This window comes from Pseudoxanthomonas sp. CCNWLW251, from assembly GCF_037402255.1.
GTDB lineage: Bacteria > Pseudomonadota > Gammaproteobacteria > Xanthomonadales > Xanthomonadaceae > Pseudoxanthomonas_A.
The window spans coordinates 55,277-72,425 of sequence record NZ_JBBEGA010000002.1; the positions used below are offsets into that span (position 1 = coordinate 55,277).

Annotated in this window: 21 protein-coding genes and 1 tRNA gene; 13 read left to right on the plus strand and 9 right to left on the minus strand. The window is 60.2% G+C overall.

The window, feature by feature from the left end; translation table 11 throughout:
* The first annotated feature begins 14 nt into the window (after positions 1-14).
* The 11 genes from WBN46_RS07125 to WBN46_RS07175 all read left to right on the plus strand — a co-directional run bounded on the left by WBN46_RS07125 (position 15) and on the right by WBN46_RS07175 (position 7,945).
* The gene (locus tag WBN46_RS07125) at positions 15-1,142 is read left to right on the plus strand and encodes a homoserine O-acetyltransferase (RefSeq protein WP_337730948.1); all 1,128 of its coding nucleotides are present in this window, start codon (positions 15-17) and stop codon (positions 1,140-1,142) included.
* 241 nt (positions 1,143-1,383) lie between these two features.
* Positions 1,384-1,971 carry a cysteine dioxygenase family protein gene (locus tag WBN46_RS07130; RefSeq protein WP_192201358.1) on the plus strand — a complete coding sequence of 196 codons (588 nt, stop codon included), beginning with the start codon at positions 1,384-1,386 and terminating at the stop codon, positions 1,969-1,971.
* A 61-nt stretch (positions 1,972-2,032) separates the two neighbouring features.
* A tRNA-Leu gene (locus WBN46_RS07135) sits at positions 2,033-2,118 on the plus strand.
* Positions 2,119-2,203: 85 nt separating this feature from the next.
* Positions 2,204-3,271, plus strand: coding sequence for a site-specific integrase (locus WBN46_RS07140; protein WP_337730949.1), 1,068 nt, complete (start codon positions 2,204-2,206; stop codon positions 3,269-3,271).
* 2 nt (positions 3,272-3,273) lie between these two features.
* A complete protein-coding gene (locus tag WBN46_RS07145) occupies positions 3,274-3,750 on the plus strand; it encodes a hypothetical protein (protein ID WP_337730950.1) in 477 nt (158 codons plus the stop codon).
* An 81-nt stretch (positions 3,751-3,831) separates the two neighbouring features.
* On the plus strand, positions 3,832-4,032 hold the full coding sequence (locus tag WBN46_RS07150; RefSeq protein WP_337730951.1) for a DNA-binding protein: 201 nt from the start codon (positions 3,832-3,834) through the stop codon (positions 4,030-4,032).
* A complete protein-coding gene (locus WBN46_RS07155) occupies positions 4,029-4,307 on the plus strand; it encodes a hypothetical protein (protein WP_337730952.1) in 279 nt (92 codons plus the stop codon). Before WBN46_RS07150 ends, WBN46_RS07155 begins: the two co-directional genes overlap by 4 nt.
* Before the next feature lie 241 nt (positions 4,308-4,548).
* Positions 4,549-4,812, plus strand: coding sequence for a hypothetical protein (locus WBN46_RS07160; protein ID WP_337730953.1), 264 nt, complete (start codon positions 4,549-4,551; stop codon positions 4,810-4,812).
* A gap of 65 nt (positions 4,813-4,877) precedes the next feature.
* On the plus strand, positions 4,878-6,500 hold the full coding sequence (locus WBN46_RS07165) for a primase-helicase family protein (protein WP_337730954.1): 1,623 nt from the start codon (positions 4,878-4,880) through the stop codon (positions 6,498-6,500).
* 603 nt (positions 6,501-7,103) lie between these two features.
* Positions 7,104-7,334, plus strand: coding sequence for a hypothetical protein (locus WBN46_RS07170; protein WP_337730955.1), 231 nt, complete (start codon positions 7,104-7,106; stop codon positions 7,332-7,334).
* Positions 7,335-7,351: 17 nt separating this feature from the next.
* The gene (locus WBN46_RS07175) at positions 7,352-7,945 is read left to right on the plus strand and encodes a hypothetical protein (protein ID WP_337730956.1); all 594 of its coding nucleotides are present in this window, start codon (positions 7,352-7,354) and stop codon (positions 7,943-7,945) included.
* Between the two features lie 46 nt (positions 7,946-7,991).
* Here the strand turns inward: WBN46_RS07175 and WBN46_RS07180 are convergent, their stop codons facing one another.
* The 5 genes from WBN46_RS07180 to WBN46_RS07200 all read right to left on the minus strand — a co-directional run bounded on the left by WBN46_RS07180 (position 7,992) and on the right by WBN46_RS07200 (position 11,908).
* Positions 7,992-8,135: a hypothetical protein gene (locus tag WBN46_RS07180; RefSeq protein ID WP_337730957.1), complete on the minus strand. Its 144-nt coding sequence runs from the start codon at positions 8,133-8,135 to the stop codon at positions 7,992-7,994.
* A 241-nt stretch (positions 8,136-8,376) separates the two neighbouring features.
* Positions 8,377-8,829 carry a terminase small subunit gene (locus WBN46_RS07185; RefSeq protein WP_337730958.1) on the minus strand — a complete coding sequence of 151 codons (453 nt, stop codon included), beginning with the start codon at positions 8,827-8,829 and terminating at the stop codon, positions 8,377-8,379.
* A gap of 84 nt (positions 8,830-8,913) precedes the next feature.
* Positions 8,914-10,089: a phage portal protein gene (locus WBN46_RS07190; RefSeq protein ID WP_337730959.1), complete on the minus strand. Its 1,176-nt coding sequence runs from the start codon at positions 10,087-10,089 to the stop codon at positions 8,914-8,916.
* Positions 10,086-10,607, minus strand: a complete 522-nt coding sequence (locus tag WBN46_RS07195) for an HK97 family phage prohead protease (protein ID WP_337730960.1) — start codon at positions 10,605-10,607, stop codon at positions 10,086-10,088. The genes WBN46_RS07190 and WBN46_RS07195 overlap by 4 nt, the downstream gene beginning before the upstream one ends.
* A gap of 53 nt (positions 10,608-10,660) precedes the next feature.
* On the minus strand, positions 10,661-11,908 hold the full coding sequence (locus WBN46_RS07200; RefSeq protein ID WP_337730961.1) for a phage major capsid protein: 1,248 nt from the start codon (positions 11,906-11,908) through the stop codon (positions 10,661-10,663).
* 156 nt (positions 11,909-12,064) lie between these two features.
* Here WBN46_RS07200 and WBN46_RS07205 point away from each other — a divergent pair, with 156 nt between their 5' ends.
* Positions 12,065-13,045 carry a hypothetical protein gene (locus WBN46_RS07205; protein WP_337730962.1) on the plus strand — a complete coding sequence of 327 codons (981 nt, stop codon included), beginning with the start codon at positions 12,065-12,067 and terminating at the stop codon, positions 13,043-13,045.
* Positions 13,046-13,401: 356 nt separating this feature from the next.
* Here the strand turns inward: WBN46_RS07205 and WBN46_RS07210 are convergent, their stop codons facing one another.
* The 3 genes from WBN46_RS07210 to WBN46_RS07220 all read right to left on the minus strand — a co-directional run bounded on the left by WBN46_RS07210 (position 13,402) and on the right by WBN46_RS07220 (position 15,846).
* Positions 13,402-14,205, minus strand: coding sequence for a hypothetical protein (locus tag WBN46_RS07210; RefSeq protein ID WP_337730963.1), 804 nt, complete (start codon positions 14,203-14,205; stop codon positions 13,402-13,404).
* Positions 14,206-14,500: 295 nt separating this feature from the next.
* Positions 14,501-14,998, minus strand: a complete 498-nt coding sequence (locus tag WBN46_RS07215) for a hypothetical protein (protein WP_337730964.1) — start codon at positions 14,996-14,998, stop codon at positions 14,501-14,503.
* A gap of 575 nt (positions 14,999-15,573) precedes the next feature.
* Complete coding sequence (locus WBN46_RS07220; protein ID WP_337730965.1) at positions 15,574-15,846, minus strand: hypothetical protein; 273 nt, start codon at positions 15,844-15,846, stop codon at positions 15,574-15,576.
* A 71-nt stretch (positions 15,847-15,917) separates the two neighbouring features.
* On the opposite strand from WBN46_RS07220, the gene WBN46_RS07225 reads away from it, so the two are divergent.
* Positions 15,918-16,526, plus strand: coding sequence for a hypothetical protein (locus WBN46_RS07225; RefSeq protein WP_337730966.1), 609 nt, complete (start codon positions 15,918-15,920; stop codon positions 16,524-16,526).
* A 117-nt stretch (positions 16,527-16,643) separates the two neighbouring features.
* Here the strand turns inward: WBN46_RS07225 and WBN46_RS07230 are convergent, their stop codons facing one another.
* Positions 16,644-17,030, minus strand: a complete 387-nt coding sequence (locus WBN46_RS07230; protein WP_337730967.1) for a hypothetical protein — start codon at positions 17,028-17,030, stop codon at positions 16,644-16,646.
* Positions 17,031-17,149: the final 119 nt, after the last annotated feature.

A 17,149-nucleotide genomic window follows, 5' to 3' on the forward strand; every position in this document is an offset into this window, starting at 1 on the left:
GCTACACTTCACCCATGACCGAATTCATCCCCCCCGGCACGCGCTTCCATCCCCTGCCCTCGCCGTTCCGCATGAAGCGCGGCGGTGCGCTGCACGGGGCGCGGATGGCGTATGAAACCTGGGGCACCTTGAACGAGCGCCGCGACAACGCGGTGCTGATCGTCACCGGGCTGTCGCCGGACGCGCATGCGGCGCGCAATCCGGGCAACGAGGCTGAGGGCTGGTGGGAGGGGATGCTCGGCCCCGGCAAGCCGATCGACACCGACCGCTGGTTCGTGGTCTGCGTGAACTCGCTCGGCAGCTGCAAGGGCTCAACGGGCCCGGCATCGGTGAATCCGGATACAAGCGGCCTCTACCGCCTCGACTTCCCCGAGCTGTCGGTGGAAGACGGCGCCAACGCGGCCTTCGACGTGGTGCGCGGGCTGGGCATCGAGCAGTTGGCCTGCATCATCGGCAACTCGATGGGCGGGATGACGGCACTGGCCTACCTGCTGCTGCACCCGGGCGCGGCGCGGACGCACATCAACATCTCGGGCAGTGCGCAGGCGCTGCCGTTCTCCATCGCGATCCGTTCGCTGCAGCGCGAGGCGATCCGGCTGGATCCGCAATGGAACCATGGCCAGTACGACGACGAGACCTATCCGGAATCCGGCATGCGGATGGCGCGCAAGCTGGGCGTGATCACTTACCGTTCGGCGTTGGAGTGGGATGGCCGCTTCGGTCGCGTGCGACTCGAATCGGACCGTCCGGACGAGGAGCCGTTCGGGCTTGAGTTCCAGGTGGAGAGTTACCTGGAAGGCCATGCGCGCCGCTTCGTGCGCCGCTTCGATCCCAACTGCTATCTCTATCTCAGCCGGTCGATGGACTGGTTCGACCTGGCGGAATACGCAGGCGAGGACCGCGCGGACAGCGACGTGATGAAGGGGCTGGCCAGGATACGCGTGCAGCGTGCGCTGGCGATCGGGGCGGCCACCGACATCCTGTTCCCGCTGCAACAGCAGCAGCAGATCGCTGAGGGGCTGGCGGCCGGCGGCGCGCAGGCGGAGTTCCTGCCGCTGGAATCGCCGCAGGGGCATGACGCCTTCCTGGTGGATTTCGAGCGGTTCGGACCCGCAGTGGCAGGGTTTCTGGCGGAGATCTGAGCCCTCGCTGTTCCCTTCTCCCCGCGCAGCGGGGAGAAGGTGCCGAAGGCGGATGAGGGGCGAGCGCGGCAAACACTCGAGCGCACACCTGTCCGGTCTCCGTTCGCCCCTCACCCGCCCGCTGGGCACCCTCTCCCCGCTGGGCGGGGCGAGGGGGAACGGCCAACCCATCCCGCACCGCACGACGCCCTCCCCGCTCCACGCGGCTAAAATGGGCCCACACTTCCACCGGGCTCGCCCCATGACCCTCGATTTCCCCGGCGCCGACAAGCTGATCGCGTCGCTGGACGCCGCCGTCGCCCTCGGCGACGACCGTGCCGTCACCGATGCGCTGCGCAAGTCGCTGTGCGAACTGATCTGCGACGAGGACGTGCATCTGCCGTCCTGCGTGCTGGAGCCGATCTCCGACCATTACGCGCGCCGCGAGCTGTACACCAGCCCTGAGCATGGTTACAGCGTGATCGCGATGACGTGGGGCCCGGGCCAGGGCACGAAGATCCATGATCATTCGGGTATGTGGTGCGTGGAGGGCGTGTGGCGCGGGCGGCTGGAGATCACGCAGTACGAGCTGGCGGAGCACGATGATGTGCGTTATCGCTTCGTGCCGGCGGGCACCATCGAGGCCGGTACGGGCTCGGCGGGCAGCCTGATCCCGCCGCACGAGTACCACACCATCCGCAATCCGAGCGACAAGGCGATCGCGGTGAGCCTGCATGTGTACCAGCGCACGATGGTCCGCTGCGGGATCTTCACACCGGAGGAAGAGGCTGGCACGGACGGCTGGCAGCGTCGCGGCGAGCGGTTGCTGGGCACGGACCAGGTCAACTGAGACGGTCTGGGTCCGCGCCCCTGTCGGTGGGGCCCCGGGCTCGGCTATACTCCCCATCCGCGCCGAAGTGGCGGAATGGTAGACGCAGCGGACTCAAAATCCGCCGCCCTTAAAAGCGTGTGGGTTCGAGTCCCACCTTCGGCACCAATAAAATCAAGTAGTTACATCGCTTGAGTTGCAAGCTGGCGTGGCCCATGGGACAACTATGGGACACACCAGCCAACTCTAGCCAATGGCGACTATTGAAAAGCGCACCGCAGCGGACGGCTCCACCAGCTATCGGGTGAAGGTCCGACTACGCGGAGAACGCCCCAGGTCGCGCACCTTCAAGCGCATCACAGACGCGAAAGCATGGGCGGCTAAGGTTGAGTCTGACCTTGGTCACGGCGTCTACGTGCCCACGACGGCCGACCGGCGCACCACCCTCGCCGATCTCATCGACCGTTACGTGTCGGACTACCTGCCGATCAAGGCAAACAATCGCGATAGCGCCGGCCAGGAAACGATGCTGGCATGGTGGAAAGAGGCATACGGGTTCGTCACGCTCGACAAGCTGCAACCCGCCGTGTTCGCAGAAGCACGCGGCAAGCTGGCGAAGCGCACTAACCGATATGGCGACCCTCTTAGCGGCGCGACGATCAATCGCTATCTCGCTGCCATTAGCAGCGTCTGCAAGTGGGCTTGGAAGGAATTGCATGCACTGCAATCCAATCCTGTCCTAAGTGTCAGCAAAGCGGCAGAGAGCGAAGGTGTCATTCGCTTCCTCTCCGACGATGAGCGCAAGGCACTGTTCAAGGCGTGCAAGGCGCATCCCAATCTCAACATTCGCACGGCAGTCATCCTCACGCTGGCGACTGGCGCGCGCTATTCCAATATCCGCTACCTGAAGTGGGATGACGTGGACATGGCGAACTGGCGCTTGCGGTTCACCGACACGAAGAACGGTGAGCCTCGCTACATCCCTGTTGTTGGCGCTGCACAGAACGCACTTCAGGAACACTACGACGCCGACCCAACGGGAGAGGGATGGGTTTTCAAAGGACAGCGCGACTCGTCACCGGCCGACTTTGAGAAGCACTGGCGCGAGGTGCGCGACGCTGCTGGCCTTGAGAACTTCCGCTTTCACGATCTACGCCACACCACGGCAAGCTATCTCACGCAGAACGGCGCAGGACTCGCACAGGTTGCGGATGCACTGGGACACAAGACGCTTGCAATGGCTAAACGCTACTCGCACCAGTCCGGCGAGCATGTGCGTGCAACGCTCTCCACTATCGCCGACAAACTACTAGAGGACTGAGCATGCCCGCACGCCTGCAGTTCCTAGTATCGCCGGAAGACTATCGGGCAAACATTCGGCGACAGAAGACAATCGCACGTCTCATCTGGCTAAAAGAACAGCTGGAAGAGCCGCTCGAAGAATGGGAGCACGCCTTCCTTCGATTCCAACGAACGCAGCCCATCCCCAACGAGCCGGGTCGACGTGGACGACCAATGTCAGGCCGGAATCTTAGCGACGCGGATTACACGGTGCTTCGCACCAGCCGTCTATCGGAGAACGTGGAATATCTAAACCCTAGTGGCGACGGCGCACCACGAAAGCACGATAACGCAGCCATCGCCATGCATGTGCAGTCCATGATCCAGTTCAGAGGAATGAACATCACACGCGCCTGGGCCGACGCGCAACGCGTTTTCAAGATCACAAAGGAGCAGGCTCGGTATGCTTGGGAGAAGTGCGGCGAGGACGCGGCAAACTACTTCTTAGAGGTCAAATAAATAGGGTAGTTCCTACCCATACCCCTACATCCATAGCCTGTCCACACCGGCCAATAGCAACGGCCAAGTGAGGACAAGGCAATGAAACGCGAACTCAAAACCGTATCCGCCTTCGCGGACAGCGGCCCTTTCACCGAAGCGCAACTGCGCTGGTGGATCTTCAACGAAGCACACAACGGCATGCGCGACCACGGCGTTACGGTCCGCATTGGTCGTCGCGTCTATATTGACGTGGAAGCCTTCAGCCGTTGGGTTGACTCTCAACAGGTGGTGGCCGCATGAGCGCCAAACTGTTCCCGCCCAAGGTGGGGGCATTTGTTCAAGACATGTCGAACAGCCCCACGCACTGTCGGATGTTGCACATCGGCATGGTGCTCACCAAAGTAAGCGCGATGTTCCAAATATTGCCGGATGGTGATGCACCAGACGAGGCCAAAGCGGTTTTCTACCTATTGCTGGAAGGACTGGAGAGCGGAAGCGCTGCGGAGTACGCAAAGTTGGATTCGCGCGCTATGGCGATCTACCACGCGTGGCTTGCCAGTCGCGAGGTCCACTGACCATGAAGGACATGAAAGACCGTCTACTGTCCCTGAATCCCAGACTCCCACACTCCGAAGTGCAGCGAGCGATTGCCGGCGGAGAGGAGTACAGCCGGCAATTTGACCGCCTTCCGCAGCATGACAAGGAGACGGTCTCATTCTTCTTCGCTGCATATTCGCTTTCGGAGTCTCCGCACTACAAAATGCAGATTCGTCGTGGAATCGACTTCGTGCTTGCCCCATTCTATCCGGGGGCGAGATGACCACTTACACGCCCGACCCGAACCTAGTTGACACGCTCTGTAGGACCTACGGTGAACACCACAGACACGACATCGTTGCATGCCTGAAAAACGCCCACTTGGCGTGGCGCTACGTCAGCCAGGAAGCGATTGACACGGTTCCCATGCTCATCACGGCGCGCGCCTTTCGCGTGCGCTCGGTCTACGCCCGCACTCCCGAGGAACGGGCGTGGGCGAACTACTGCGAGTCCCTGATTTTGGAGCCATACAAAGTGCGCTAGCACTTGCCATTTCCGCGCCCTACACCTTGGCAGGCACACCCACGCGGACAACTCGGCAGGACTACATGGAACACCTCAGAACCGGCACCTCGCTGGCGACCGTCACTCATGCGCAGCGCATCTCTGACGAAACATACAGCCGTGTAAATGAGCTACTTGACTGGATCGCCGAATGCGGCGACGACCAGGAACTGCACAACACAGTGATCCCCTTGATTCAGCAAGCGAGTGTTCCCATCGCCCTGCAAGAAAGGATCGTTACCGCCATCCATCGCAAATTGAAGTTTTGGGACAACCCGCTGCCCATTGGCAGGCTACGCGCGCTGATATTTCCGCCAGCGCTACCGCGCTCGACCGTCGATCCCAGTGCCCTACCCGATTGGGCCAAGCCTTACTGCTTCGTTGCCAACGGCAATCGGTTCTATAACACCGACAACGGCAAGTCCATGGACATGATCGGCTTTCAGGCGATCTATGGCGAGAAGATGCCGGTGAACAGCACAGGCAGACGAGACAACGCCGCCGAACGCTGCCTGCACTTTTGGGGACTTCCGAAGGTGGATGAGGTCGGCTATCGACCCGACTGCGACCCGTACTATGAGTGGGATGGTGCGCAGTACGCCAACAGCTACAGCCCTAGCAGCCTGCCCGCATTGTCAACGCAGTACACCGCGCAAGGCTTAGCCGGCATCACCGCTTTCCAACATATGCTTTACGACATGTGCGGCCGGCGCGATGACGTGTACTTGAACCTCCTTTATTGGTACGCGCACAACGTGCAGCGACCAGGCGTCAAGATTCGCTGGGCACCCATCGTCAAGGGCATCCACGGCGACGGAAAAACGCTCGCCATCATGGTGTTACGTGCGGCCATGGGATTCCGCAACCTTTCCACAACCTCAAACTCCAATATCTCCAACAGCGGTGGTTTCACAGACTGGGGGGTGCGCGGAGCAGTCAACGTGATTGAAGAGATCATGCTGACGGGTAAAGCTAGGCACCAGCTCTACAACGCGATGAAGGAATTCATCTCCAATGACGTTGTGGACGTTAACCCCAAAGGTGCCAAGCCATTCCAGACTTGGAATTGCACGAACCACTATGCCAACACGAACCACAATGACGCGTTGCCGCTGGAGGCCACAGACCGTAGGTGGTTCGTGATTTTCACGCCGTGGCCGGATATGCCGGGGATGCTCGCCTACTGCGGCCTGGACGCCGCCGGCTGGAAGGCACGCACTGACGCCATCGACTATGCGAAGAACCACTGCGCGGGCGAGCTACGCGCTTGGCTGCTATCCATCACGATTCCGGACAGCTTCGACATTAGCGGCAGCGCAATGATGACGCCAGAGAAGCGCCGCATGATGGCGTCAAGCGAGGACGAGGCAGAGAGCGCGGCCAGGTCAATAATTGCAGACGGTGCCCACGGCGTTACGGCGCGCGTGTTCTCCAGCGCGCATCTGAGCCGGCTGCTAGAGGCGCGCTCACGCTTCGACAGCTTCGATATGCCCCAAGGCAAGGCGCTGCACCACATGTTCACGCGCATGGGCTTCAGCAACATGGCCGAACGCGTTAAGTGGAACGGGGAGACTTGCCGAATCTGGATCAAGAACGGCGTAGAACTCACCAACGATGAAATTAGGTGCCAGTTGGACCAATCGTCACCCCAACCGTCACCTCCGTAAACCATTGTCCTAGCTAGCTCTCAGGCCAACGGGTGACAGGTGACAGTTAAAAGTAAGCAGTAGTAAGGAAGGAATATAAGGTTTGAGTAGGTTTGAGTTCGGGACACATGTATGTCTCTCTAAGGGCCGGCCACCCTACTGTCACCCGTCACCTGTCACCCGTTGGCGGCTTCAACGCCTCTCCGTCATCTAGGTACTTCTTCCACCAGTCTTTGCGCCCCTTCCCCCGGCGGCGGTTGTACTCCCGCCGGGTTGTCTCTTCCTCTTCTTCCTTTGTGCGTGGCCTGCTGGTCGCTAGGTGCGCGAACGGACCAGGGGATCGTTTGTCGTCGGGAGTGTCCATGTACGCAGCATCAGACCGCCCCGTCTCCCGGAATGAGACACCCCAGAGAACTCCTACGCGTTGACGCGTCCAACGCTGATTCCGCCAACTGCCCGCCGTGGGCATCCTTTAACCACGGCAACGGACGCTCCCTAGGCAATCCACCGTCCGGGCCCCGTCAGGGATGGCGGGGCTGCCGCAAGGCTTGACTGCCCCACGCGACGTAGCAAACTAGGCCAACAGGGGACCTTCCGGCTACGTTACTCAGATGGGGAGCGCATATGCACGCGATTGCAAACAAGCAGTTCAATTTCCGAAATATCGAGATGGTCATCTGGCACGAAGAGGTGTCAAACGGCCTGAACCCCAATTCTGGAAAATTTGAAGATTTCTTCGGGTTTAGCATCCACTTGGTTAGTGGACGTATTGAGACTTTCTTGTTCTCGACCGATGAAGAGCGCAAAGAGAAGTGGGAGTCACTAATCGACTCGATGGAGAAGGCCGGCTTCTAACCGTCAAGGAGTGACGCATGGACTGGACGATTGATAGCGGGATCGCCGCGCTACTCGGCGCTCTTGTTGGCGGCATCACGTCGTGGCTCGCAACTTGGAGTATTGAAGCGCGACGGGACCGCCGACAAGCGAAGAGCCTCGCCTTAGCGGCAGCAAGTGAGATTGATGCAGTGCTCGCCATCGTCAACGCGAGGAAGTGGAGAGATGGCTTTGTAGAGGCCCTGGAGGAGGCAGAGCAGGGAAACGTCCAGCGCGTGACTGTCCACGTCCGCCAAGATTACTTTCCTCTGACTAGAGCAGCGATGGCCCATGCCGGCGTGATAAACCGCGACCTTTCGGTTCTCTTGGCGAGGTTTGTCATTCTTGCGGATGGAGTTACAGCGGATCTCAGACGCATCGCAGAGAACGATATCGGGACGGATGGATCCTTGTTCGATGACGCGGAGGGAGCAAAAGTTGCGTACGCCGAATTGATAGAAATTACAGATGCAGCATTCCACGTCGGGCGCGAAGCGGTAACGCTGGTTAGTCACATGTACCCAAGGAACCTTCTTGGCTATCTTTCGAGAATCAAACGCTCTTGGAATGTTCTGGTCTCCGGCGCTGCATAAAAACTGCGGCCCCATCCCTGAGACCGCAGCTACTTACGGACCACGGTTACTTCTTCTTTCCGCCTTTATCCGGACGTTGGGTCAGTGCCGAAGCGGCGGCCTTCTTGGCGTCAGCTGCGGTACCCGTGCCACGCAGGGTCTTGGAAGCGGAAGTTCCTGCTGCCTTACCGGTCTTTTCGTTCTTTGCCATGGTTTCTCTCCTGCAGCCGGAGGGCTCCGGCTCCAATAGGCTGCGCCGCCCTACCCCACCAAACAAGACTGTTGCAACTGGCTTTGCAGGTGCGAGAATGTTGACCCGGACAAAAAAAAGGCCCCGGTAGCACCTTGGCAGGCTACCGGGGCCTTTGCAGTTTCGCGGCTTCTGACACCACCTCTGCTGGTGTGGTTTTCTTGAACGCCGGCACTCACACCTAATCCGGCAGCACCGTGCGCTACCCGCTTTGCACCACCGTCAAGCGTGGCGGTGGTGCTTTGGTTGCGAACTTGCTACGCCCACGCGCGATGTCGCGGGCCTTTTCCTTTGCGGACTCTTTCTTGCCAGTCTCACCCATGCGAGCGTGCATGTACGGCATGAGCTTGAACGCAGCATCTGCCCGGACAGCGATGGGCAGGCCGTCCAAGTTCATCACGTCCAACAGGAACGACTTGGGGTCGTTGTATTTGCTACGCGGCATAGCTGGCGCGGAGGTCTTCGTATCCACGCCAGGGCCGGTCTTCGTGGCCGCTGCAATGGCCTTGCGGACAGCCGGATGCTTCGCCAGCCGATCACCGGCCTGCGCCGCGCTGCCAGGCGCGTAGCCTGCCGCGATGGCGGCATCCCGGTTTGTGCATCCCGCCACCTTGTGTGTCACGAACGCCTGCTGCTTTTTGGTCATTGCGGTCATGTTTGTTGAGCCTTCAAGGGGTTTTTAATCTGTCCGTGAGGGAGAGTCCGGTCTACGTGTCAACAGAACGCCAGTGATTTTTCGTCACGTCGCCTGCGGCACATTGGGAGCGTCAACGCGGCGCTGCGGCAGGTTCTCAAAGCGCCTGGCCTCATCCGCGTCCATCACTCCGCTTTCGATCATGGTCTTGTAGAACTCGGCACGTTCCGTAGCCGTGCCGCGCAGCAACGCGTCCACAGCGTGTTCCGCATAGAACCGTTGACGGGCGATGGGGCCTAGCATTTGCTGCGAGATTGCCGACTCCCACAGCGTGAGCCAACGCGTCAGACTGAACTTGACGAATTGTGCGCCCAGGCTTTCAACGTTGTTGTAGCTCGCCTGCTCCAACGTCTGCACAAGGATCGGCGGCACGCGATACATGCGGCACACTTCCGTGACGCTGAAGTTCATGGCCTCTAGCCACTGCGCGTCCTCGTTGGACAGCCCAATGTTTTCCAGCTTCAGACCACGAATACCCATGACGAGCGTCTTGCCTGCATTCACTGGCGAAGCGTAGCCATCCAGTACACCCCGGATTGCCGTCATCTGTTCGCTGTTTAAGTCGGTCTTGCCGTCGTTGTAGAGGACCGATGCTGGCCGTGCCCCACGCCCGAAGCTCGACGCGCCATGCGTGCGCAGTGACAACGCCAGGCCCAACGACTCACGGGCGATGGTCACGCGGGACTTACCCACGATGCTGCCGGGGTCGGTGCGGTCGCGTAGGTGCAACACCTCATCGGCCAGCATCCGCAACGGCCGACCCTTGTCGTCGGTGTAGTCGTACCGATGCCGGCCGCTATCCAGCTGGACAATGGAAACGCGGCCAGGATTGAGGGGATGCAAGGCGGTCATCTCGCCGGCACCGTTGAATTCCTTGCGGGCGTAGCCGTTGCCGTTCAACAGGACGCTAGCGGTCAGCGTCTCCCGGAACTCCATGCCCGACTGATAGTCGTTGGGCCTTTCCAGCACGCGAGACAGCCAATGCCCGTCCGCACGTTCGCGGCTGCCGTCTTCGTTGCGGCGGTAGGTATGCAGCGGCAGGCAGGCCGTGGATTCGCTCAGGGCCTGCACACAGGCGAACACGGTGGAGATGGACTCGGCAGACTTCGCGTCCACGTAGGAGCCGGACAGCGTGTTGTTGCCACCATTCGCCAGTGCGTTCCATGACGGGTCTTCAGCGCGGCGCTCAGTACGTCCACGCAGCATGTCCAGGATTTTCATTTGACAGTCTCCAGCCAGTAGCGCAACAGCGCGACTTGGCTTTGCGGTTGCAGGCTGCGCAGGTGAACTTCGGTGGCACCGTAGGCCGGTCGGCTCTGCACGATCGACACCTCATCCAGCACCACGTTGCGCAGTTCACGGGTGTTGCCCGACCAGCGATCCCCACCGGCCGGCACGTTGAAGGCGAAGGAACAGCCGCCCAGGTCACCACGTTGCGCCAACGCGGCAAGGTCACGCCCGGCCTGCGTGTCGGGCAGTTCCAGCGCGAACGCCAGCCCCGTGTCGTCCTCAGACAGCGTGAGCGTGCCGCTACGGGTCCGCCCCAGCACCCGGCTGGTGTCGTGGTCGGCCAGGGCCAGGATGTCCGCACCGGACGCCAGAGAGGCCGCAAAGGCTCCCCGCCGGATTACCTCGGTGAAGTCGCCAATGGTGGTGGGGCTGTCGAACTTGGCGATGTAGCCCGTCAGCTTGCGGCCGTTGGCGGTCACGCCGGTCGTAGCGCGTTTCTCGGTGGTCATGGGCGTCTCCAAAGACACAGCCCGCCACTAGGACGGGCTGCGCAGGCTGGCAGTTACAGGGTGATGTCGGAAGCGACGACGAACGCCTGCGGATGGCGTACGCCCACGTCCACAGTTGACATGGCGCGGACCAGCACGCCGCCGCGACCGTAGGCCGGCTGGGCGTAGGGGTTCACCAGGATGTCGATTTCCGACCAGATGCCGAGCAGCACCTGCGACCAGTCGCCCAGGATGGCGATGCCGGCATCCGGGTCGGGCGTGGCGTTGTTTGGCACCTGATTCGTGCTGTACGACTGGATGCCCGCCATGCGGCCGTCATCGCCCAGCAGATAGATGCCCGTACCGGTGGACTTCTCCGTGCCGGCGAACTTGGCCGCGACGCTGGGATTGAACAGCCAGGACGACGCGTCCACGTTGGCAAGCTCCGCCTTGGCCTTCATCGCCAGCACGTTCGCCCAATTGAGCGTTGCGAGGTTCGCCGTCTGGATGCCCACGGTGGAGAGGACACCCACGGGCTCATTGGTGCCGCCGCCCTTGATAAGCGCCGAGTCGATGGCCTGCGCCAGCACGGCCGCGAAGTCATCGCGCACCAGCTGTTCCACATCGGGGCTGGACTGCATGATGAGTTGCCGGGACAGTTCGGTGACTCCACCGGCATGACGCGGCGTCAGCGTGATGTTGGAGGGGTTCACGTCCGAATCCGGCACCGCGCCGTTCTCTGCCACCCAGCCAACGGACACGCCGGTACCGTGCTTGGGGATGGTGACGTTGCCATGCAGACCGGACAGCACCCGCACGCCCAGGCGACGCGCCAGCAGCTTGTTGCGCAGCGGCTGGATGTACAGGTCACCACGGTGGTCCGTGGGCACCAGTTCCGGCGCGCTGCCAGTGGTGTTGACGCGACGTTCCAGCGCGGACATCGGCACGAACGCGCCCTGCGCCTTGCGGCCGGTACGGCGTTCGGTCTCCTGCGCATACTCGGCTTCAGCGCCGGACAGCGCGCGGCCTTCCACGCCCGCCTGCAACACGCGCATGAGCGAGACACGCGATTCCAGCGCGGCGATGGTGTCAGCACCGTTGCCAGCGATGACGGTCACGCCAGCGGCGCGGCGCTCGGCATCGTCCAGGAACTGTTGCCGCTGTTCGGCCTGTTCCAGCGATTCGATGTCAACGCGGATGGTGTTGAAGTTCGCCGACTCTTCGGCGGTCAGTTGACGCTTCTCGCTTTCAGCCTTGGCGACGATGGCGCGGGCTTCAGCGGTGCGGACAGCTTTGCGCTGCCGGATTTCCTGCAAGGTCATGAGTGCTACTCCGGGTGTTGGGGAACGTTCCCGGAGGTCTAATTACGCGCACGCGCGCGCACCTCAAAACACTGCTATTGGCTGAAATTGAACAGAATTGATTCCTACTGAACTTCAGGCAAGAATGCGCAAAATCAAACGCTGGAGCGCTCGACAATGAGGAATTACGCAAGAGCCGCACTAACAGTCGTATTGCTTTCAGTGTCTCTGAGCTCAACTTCGCAAACCAATACACCAAACACAGTGCCTTCGCACAATCCTGCTCCTGCTCCTGCTCCTGCTCGCGCTATACCTGCGACTAATCAAGCATCAAACCTTTCTGCTGCAAGCCTAAGCGCAGAAGATTCCGCTCTTGAGAAGGCACACCCCAAAGCTGGCACAACCTCTTCGAGCATTCCGGACAGGGCGGCTCTTTATCAACTTCTGTACGAAAACCAGAAAGAAGCTAACAAGGACCTTAACCAGCTCATGCAATGGAGCATAGCTCTCGTAGCAACTTTTCTTGTCGGAATTGCCGGAAGCCAGATCTTCTTCAACTATCGATTGCGGAAATCGGACATAGAAAAAATTCGAAAAGCGAACGACGCTCAGATCAAGTCAGAAGTTGATAAAGCTCTCGATAAAACTACAGACCTGGTAAGGGCCATCGAGAGCAATGAGCGGAGTGCGCGCGATCAACTATCAAAATTTGTCTCGGGACGAATTGACACCATCGACGAGAACCTGAAATCCCTCAAACAGGATGTCGAGCCGCTTTTGAAACTACCTAAGCAATTGTCCTTGCTGGATGTCCGCTTGCACGACAATGAAGGGCAGGTATGGAAGTTGCGCGGCGTGGAATCTAATGCTCTAACAAGATTTATCAAGGCCGCTGAGCTGCTGTTAAAAGCAGATCAACCGGATCGCGTTAAGCACAGGCTTAGCGAAATAGAAAAGATTCTTAGCCAATCCAAAGACATCTATTCGCGTGACCTCGGCCGTTTGGAGAAGCTCATTGAAATGCTTCCTGATGCGTACGCAGAGCGACGCGACAAGATCGTCGAACTCTACAAGGACCTTCCGGTGTTTGACTTCCTTGATGACAAAGATCCAGACAACACTGACTGGCACTACATCAAGAATGCACCTGCCGAGTAGAGGACGCTCTTGGGACACTCATGGGACACAGCGGGCAAGAATGGCCCCCTCCACCCCACACCAGCCCATAGCTAAGCCATTGAGGCCATTGGAGCCAACAAGAGCCAGCAGCCGGCTCATGGGACTCAAAATCCGCCGCCCTTAAAAGCGTGTGGGTTCGAGTCCCACCTTCGGCACCAAGATTAGACCCCGGACCTCCGGGGTTTTTTCGTTTCCGGCGCCGAAACATCTACGTAGGATGGGTTGAGCTGCAGGCGATACCCATCAATCGCGGCATGCCGACATAGCGATGGGTATCGCTACGCTCAACCCATCCTACGTGCTGCGTTCTCCATTTAATGCCCTCCATGTAGAGACTAGGGTGGCGAGGGCACCGATACGGAAACGGAGTGCATTGTGGTTCCGTAAGTGCTCGATTGAAGCTGGTGAAGTAGGTAACCGCTGTCACGTAGGACGAATTCAACCTTCCTCTTGGAGGTGTCCAGCCGCGTGAAGCTGAAAGAAAGGCGTACGTCGTCGCGAGAGTCAGCGGAACCAAGTGGAATGGTGAGTTGGACTCTGCCGCCTTTGGGCCAGTGCGAAATTGTCCTGCCGCGAATCGTTCGGCCACCACCGGTTCCGGGAGTCATCCAAATGTGCGTTGCTTTCTGGTCTTCCCCGGTAAGAACGTCCAGGACATCACATCCGCCGTTGTCGATGAAGATCGTGATAAAGCTATCCGAAGCAAGCATTCCCTGAACTCTGTAAACGACAAAAACCGGCTCATACGTTGCGGTAGCTTGTGCTTCCAGAAGTTTCGTATGCGCAGTGAGTGCCGCGACCTGTGCAGCCATCTCATTCTTCTGTTCAAACTGCGCGTCGCTGTTTCGCTTTAGCTCCGCTCGGGTCAGTACAAGTTCGTCTCTTTGAAGTCTTAGCTGCTCTCTCTGAAGTCCCAGCTCTTCGCGCTGAGACAGAGAAGCGAAAATAAGCCAAAGAAACGCAAGAGGAGAGAAGACGCCAGCTAGCACCGTGCCCCACTCGTCGGGTTCCATATGCTCTCGACCCTCGCTGTCGAAGTAGCCGAGTAACAATGACCCTATCACTACAATTGCGATGTAGATCGTCGTATACGCCCAATACGTGCTTGCTTTAACTTTCTTCTCCGTGGCTTCGGTCATCGAAATCCCCTCCTTATTTGCCCCTTCCAGGAGTGTGAAGGGAACAGAACGGCAGTCAAGCCTTGAAGGCAGCCTCGCCATCCCTGACGAGACCCGGACGGTGGATAGCGAAAACAGGGGTCAGAGTGCAATTTTTTCTGAACTACCGGTGAAGCCCACCATCCCGCGCTTTCCGACATCCCGATGTTGAGCTTCGCAAGCTCACCCCAACCTATCTCGGATCGTGAAAGACAAAGGGGGCCAGTTCAAGACAGCCCCCTTTGCTACGCGCATACACAACACCTCACGGCCTCCCTTACGCCGATGCCTCACCCTCCACGGCTGGTTCTCCGTCCTCCGGCTCACCCCTCGCCCGCTTGCTCTTGAACCGCACCGACAACTGCTTGCGCGGCGTATCCAGGCCGCCGCTCTTGCCGGCCAGCTTGAGCAGCTGATAACCCTCCACGCTGTTCGACATGATGTCGCTGCCCAGGGCCATCTCGGTGTCCAGCATCCGCTGGTACAGGCGCATCACCATCACCGTGCGCGCCCGCAGTGCATCGAGTGCCACCACATCGCGCTGCAGGGCGGCCAGGTCGAAGGTCGGGGGCAGGATCTGCGGATTACTGGTCAGCACGTCGACCGCCAGCCGGCAGAACGCCTCTGACTTGTCGCCCATCTTGTGCAGCCGGCGCCGCTTGACCGGGTCCAGCGCCACCAGTCCGCCGAACTGTGCATTTAGTGTACCCAGCGCGCCGTCGATGTCCGCCAGCGTGGCCTCTTCGAACGTGATGTCTATGATGTTCTGACTCATGGTGCGTCCTTGTCTCCTTGTCGTTGAAATGCCCGCCCTCTGGCGGACACGTCGACTGTAGGACGCCACACGAAGAAAAACCTCTAACATTTCATCCGTCATGCACGCGCGACGCTTACATCATCTGTTGCGTGATACGCCGCGCATTCGTGCGACACCCCCTCTCCCCTGCACCGCCATACCAACCGGTATCACCACCGATACCAACCGGCTTCGTGCAACATATCGACGGATATCGTTCGTCATGTCGCGCGCCGTCCACGCCGATATGCGCTGCTATCGCGTGCCATGGCACTGCTCATGATGGTGCGTGTGACAGAAGGGATACGTGGATACCCTGCGATATCGCGCGCGCCATCCGTGGATATCGCTGTTCATACGCATGCTTGTCGTGCGCCACGTCACGCCCGGTCGCGAACCGGCTGCGGAGATATCGCGCGATATTTCCGCGGCATTCAACCGCGTTGCTATCGAAAACAGGGGTCAAATTGCAATTGCTTCTGGACAACCGGTGAAGCCCACCATCGCGCGCTTTCCGCTATCCCTATCTTTGGGCTTCGCAGGCTCACCCCAACCTATCTCGGATCTGAAAAACAAAGGGGGCCAAACGGCCCCTTTGCTATGCACTTACGCAACAACTGACGGCTTCCCTTATACCGCCGGCTCACCGTCCTCCGGCTCCCCCTCGCCCGCCTGTTCTTGAATCGCACCGACAACGGCTTGCGCAGCGAATCCAGGCTGCCGCTCTTGCCCGCCAGCTTGAGCAACTGATAACCCTCCACGCTGTTCGACATGATATCGCTGCCCAGCGCCACCTCGGTGGCCAGCATCCGCTGGTACAGGCGCATCACCAGTACCGTGCGTGCCCGAGGCGCCTCTGCCTGCTGGGCGTATGGCATCCCGAGTCCCCCCTTTCGAGATGCGCCACTTCGTACCGGGGCAGCGGCTGCGGGTTAAGTTCGCGAACATCGGGTTCATCGCCACGGGAGATATCGCGCCCATCGCCATAGGGAAATGGCCCCGCCACACGTCTACCGTAGTGGATGGGCGCTATTCGCGGCCCGTGCACTGTCGGACGATGATCAAAGACCACCCGAATCCGTACATCCAGGCCTCGCTCCATGAGCTATCCGCTGCCCTGCATCGGTGTGCAGGCCAACTGCAGACGGCGAATGGGACCGTAGATCGCCAGGACGTGGCACACCTGCTCCTCGCCGTCGCCAAGCGCCTCGCTCCCAAGGACAAGCGCCTGGGAGAGCCGGCCAATCGCGTGCGTGCGGGTGCAGACGTCCTTCCAGAGTTCTGGCCGCGCTACGAACTCGAGAAGCGCGCCATTCGCTGGCACCTGTTCCACCAAGCCGCCGAGGCCGCCGGACTCACGCTTGCGGACTTCGGTGCGTACTTCACACTGACAGGGCGGCCACTGACGGACCGCGTCCTGGAAAGCGAAGACGGCTACCGCGAAGCTCTGGATTGGATTGAAGAAGCCCGCCGTGCAGGTGACTGGGCCTCTCGCCAAGCTGAGTAGAACCCCAGGTTGGGCCAGGAAACTGGAGTCAGCGTGCAATTGCTTCCGGACGACCGGTGAACCTCGCGACGCCGTAGCACCGCGCAGGCCGGGTGTCAGTCATCAGCCAAGCGCCCTCTAAGGCTCGCCCTGGAACACCAGCGTCACCTTGGGCCTCGCCGGGTCACCCGCGCTGTACTGCGTCTGCGGAAAGTCGGGATAGTCCGGGTAGCTCGCATGCAACGTGTCGTTGGACCGCCAACGCAGCTTCAGCGGTGCGTGGTCGAAGGGGGCATCGAACCCGGCAACGCCGGTGGAGGCCATGCACTCGGCCTTGCGCGAAGACTCCAGCACCGTCACCTGCGTGCGCCGGTAGGTGGTCAGGCTGCAGCCGCAATGGCGCAGCTCGGCCTTCAGCGTACCGTCGGGAGATGGCAGCGTGTCGACGTATTCGTCCACACAACCGCAGGCGGTCAGGCCGCACAGCAACACACACGAAACCACGACGCGGGACAGCTGCTTCATGACTGACCGACTCCCAGGCGACACGACATTCCCGTCCCCATCCTGCCAGCCATTCGCGCCATCGCAAAGCGCACAAAAAAGGGAGACGCGCTGCGCCTCCCACCCTCAATTTATATAAC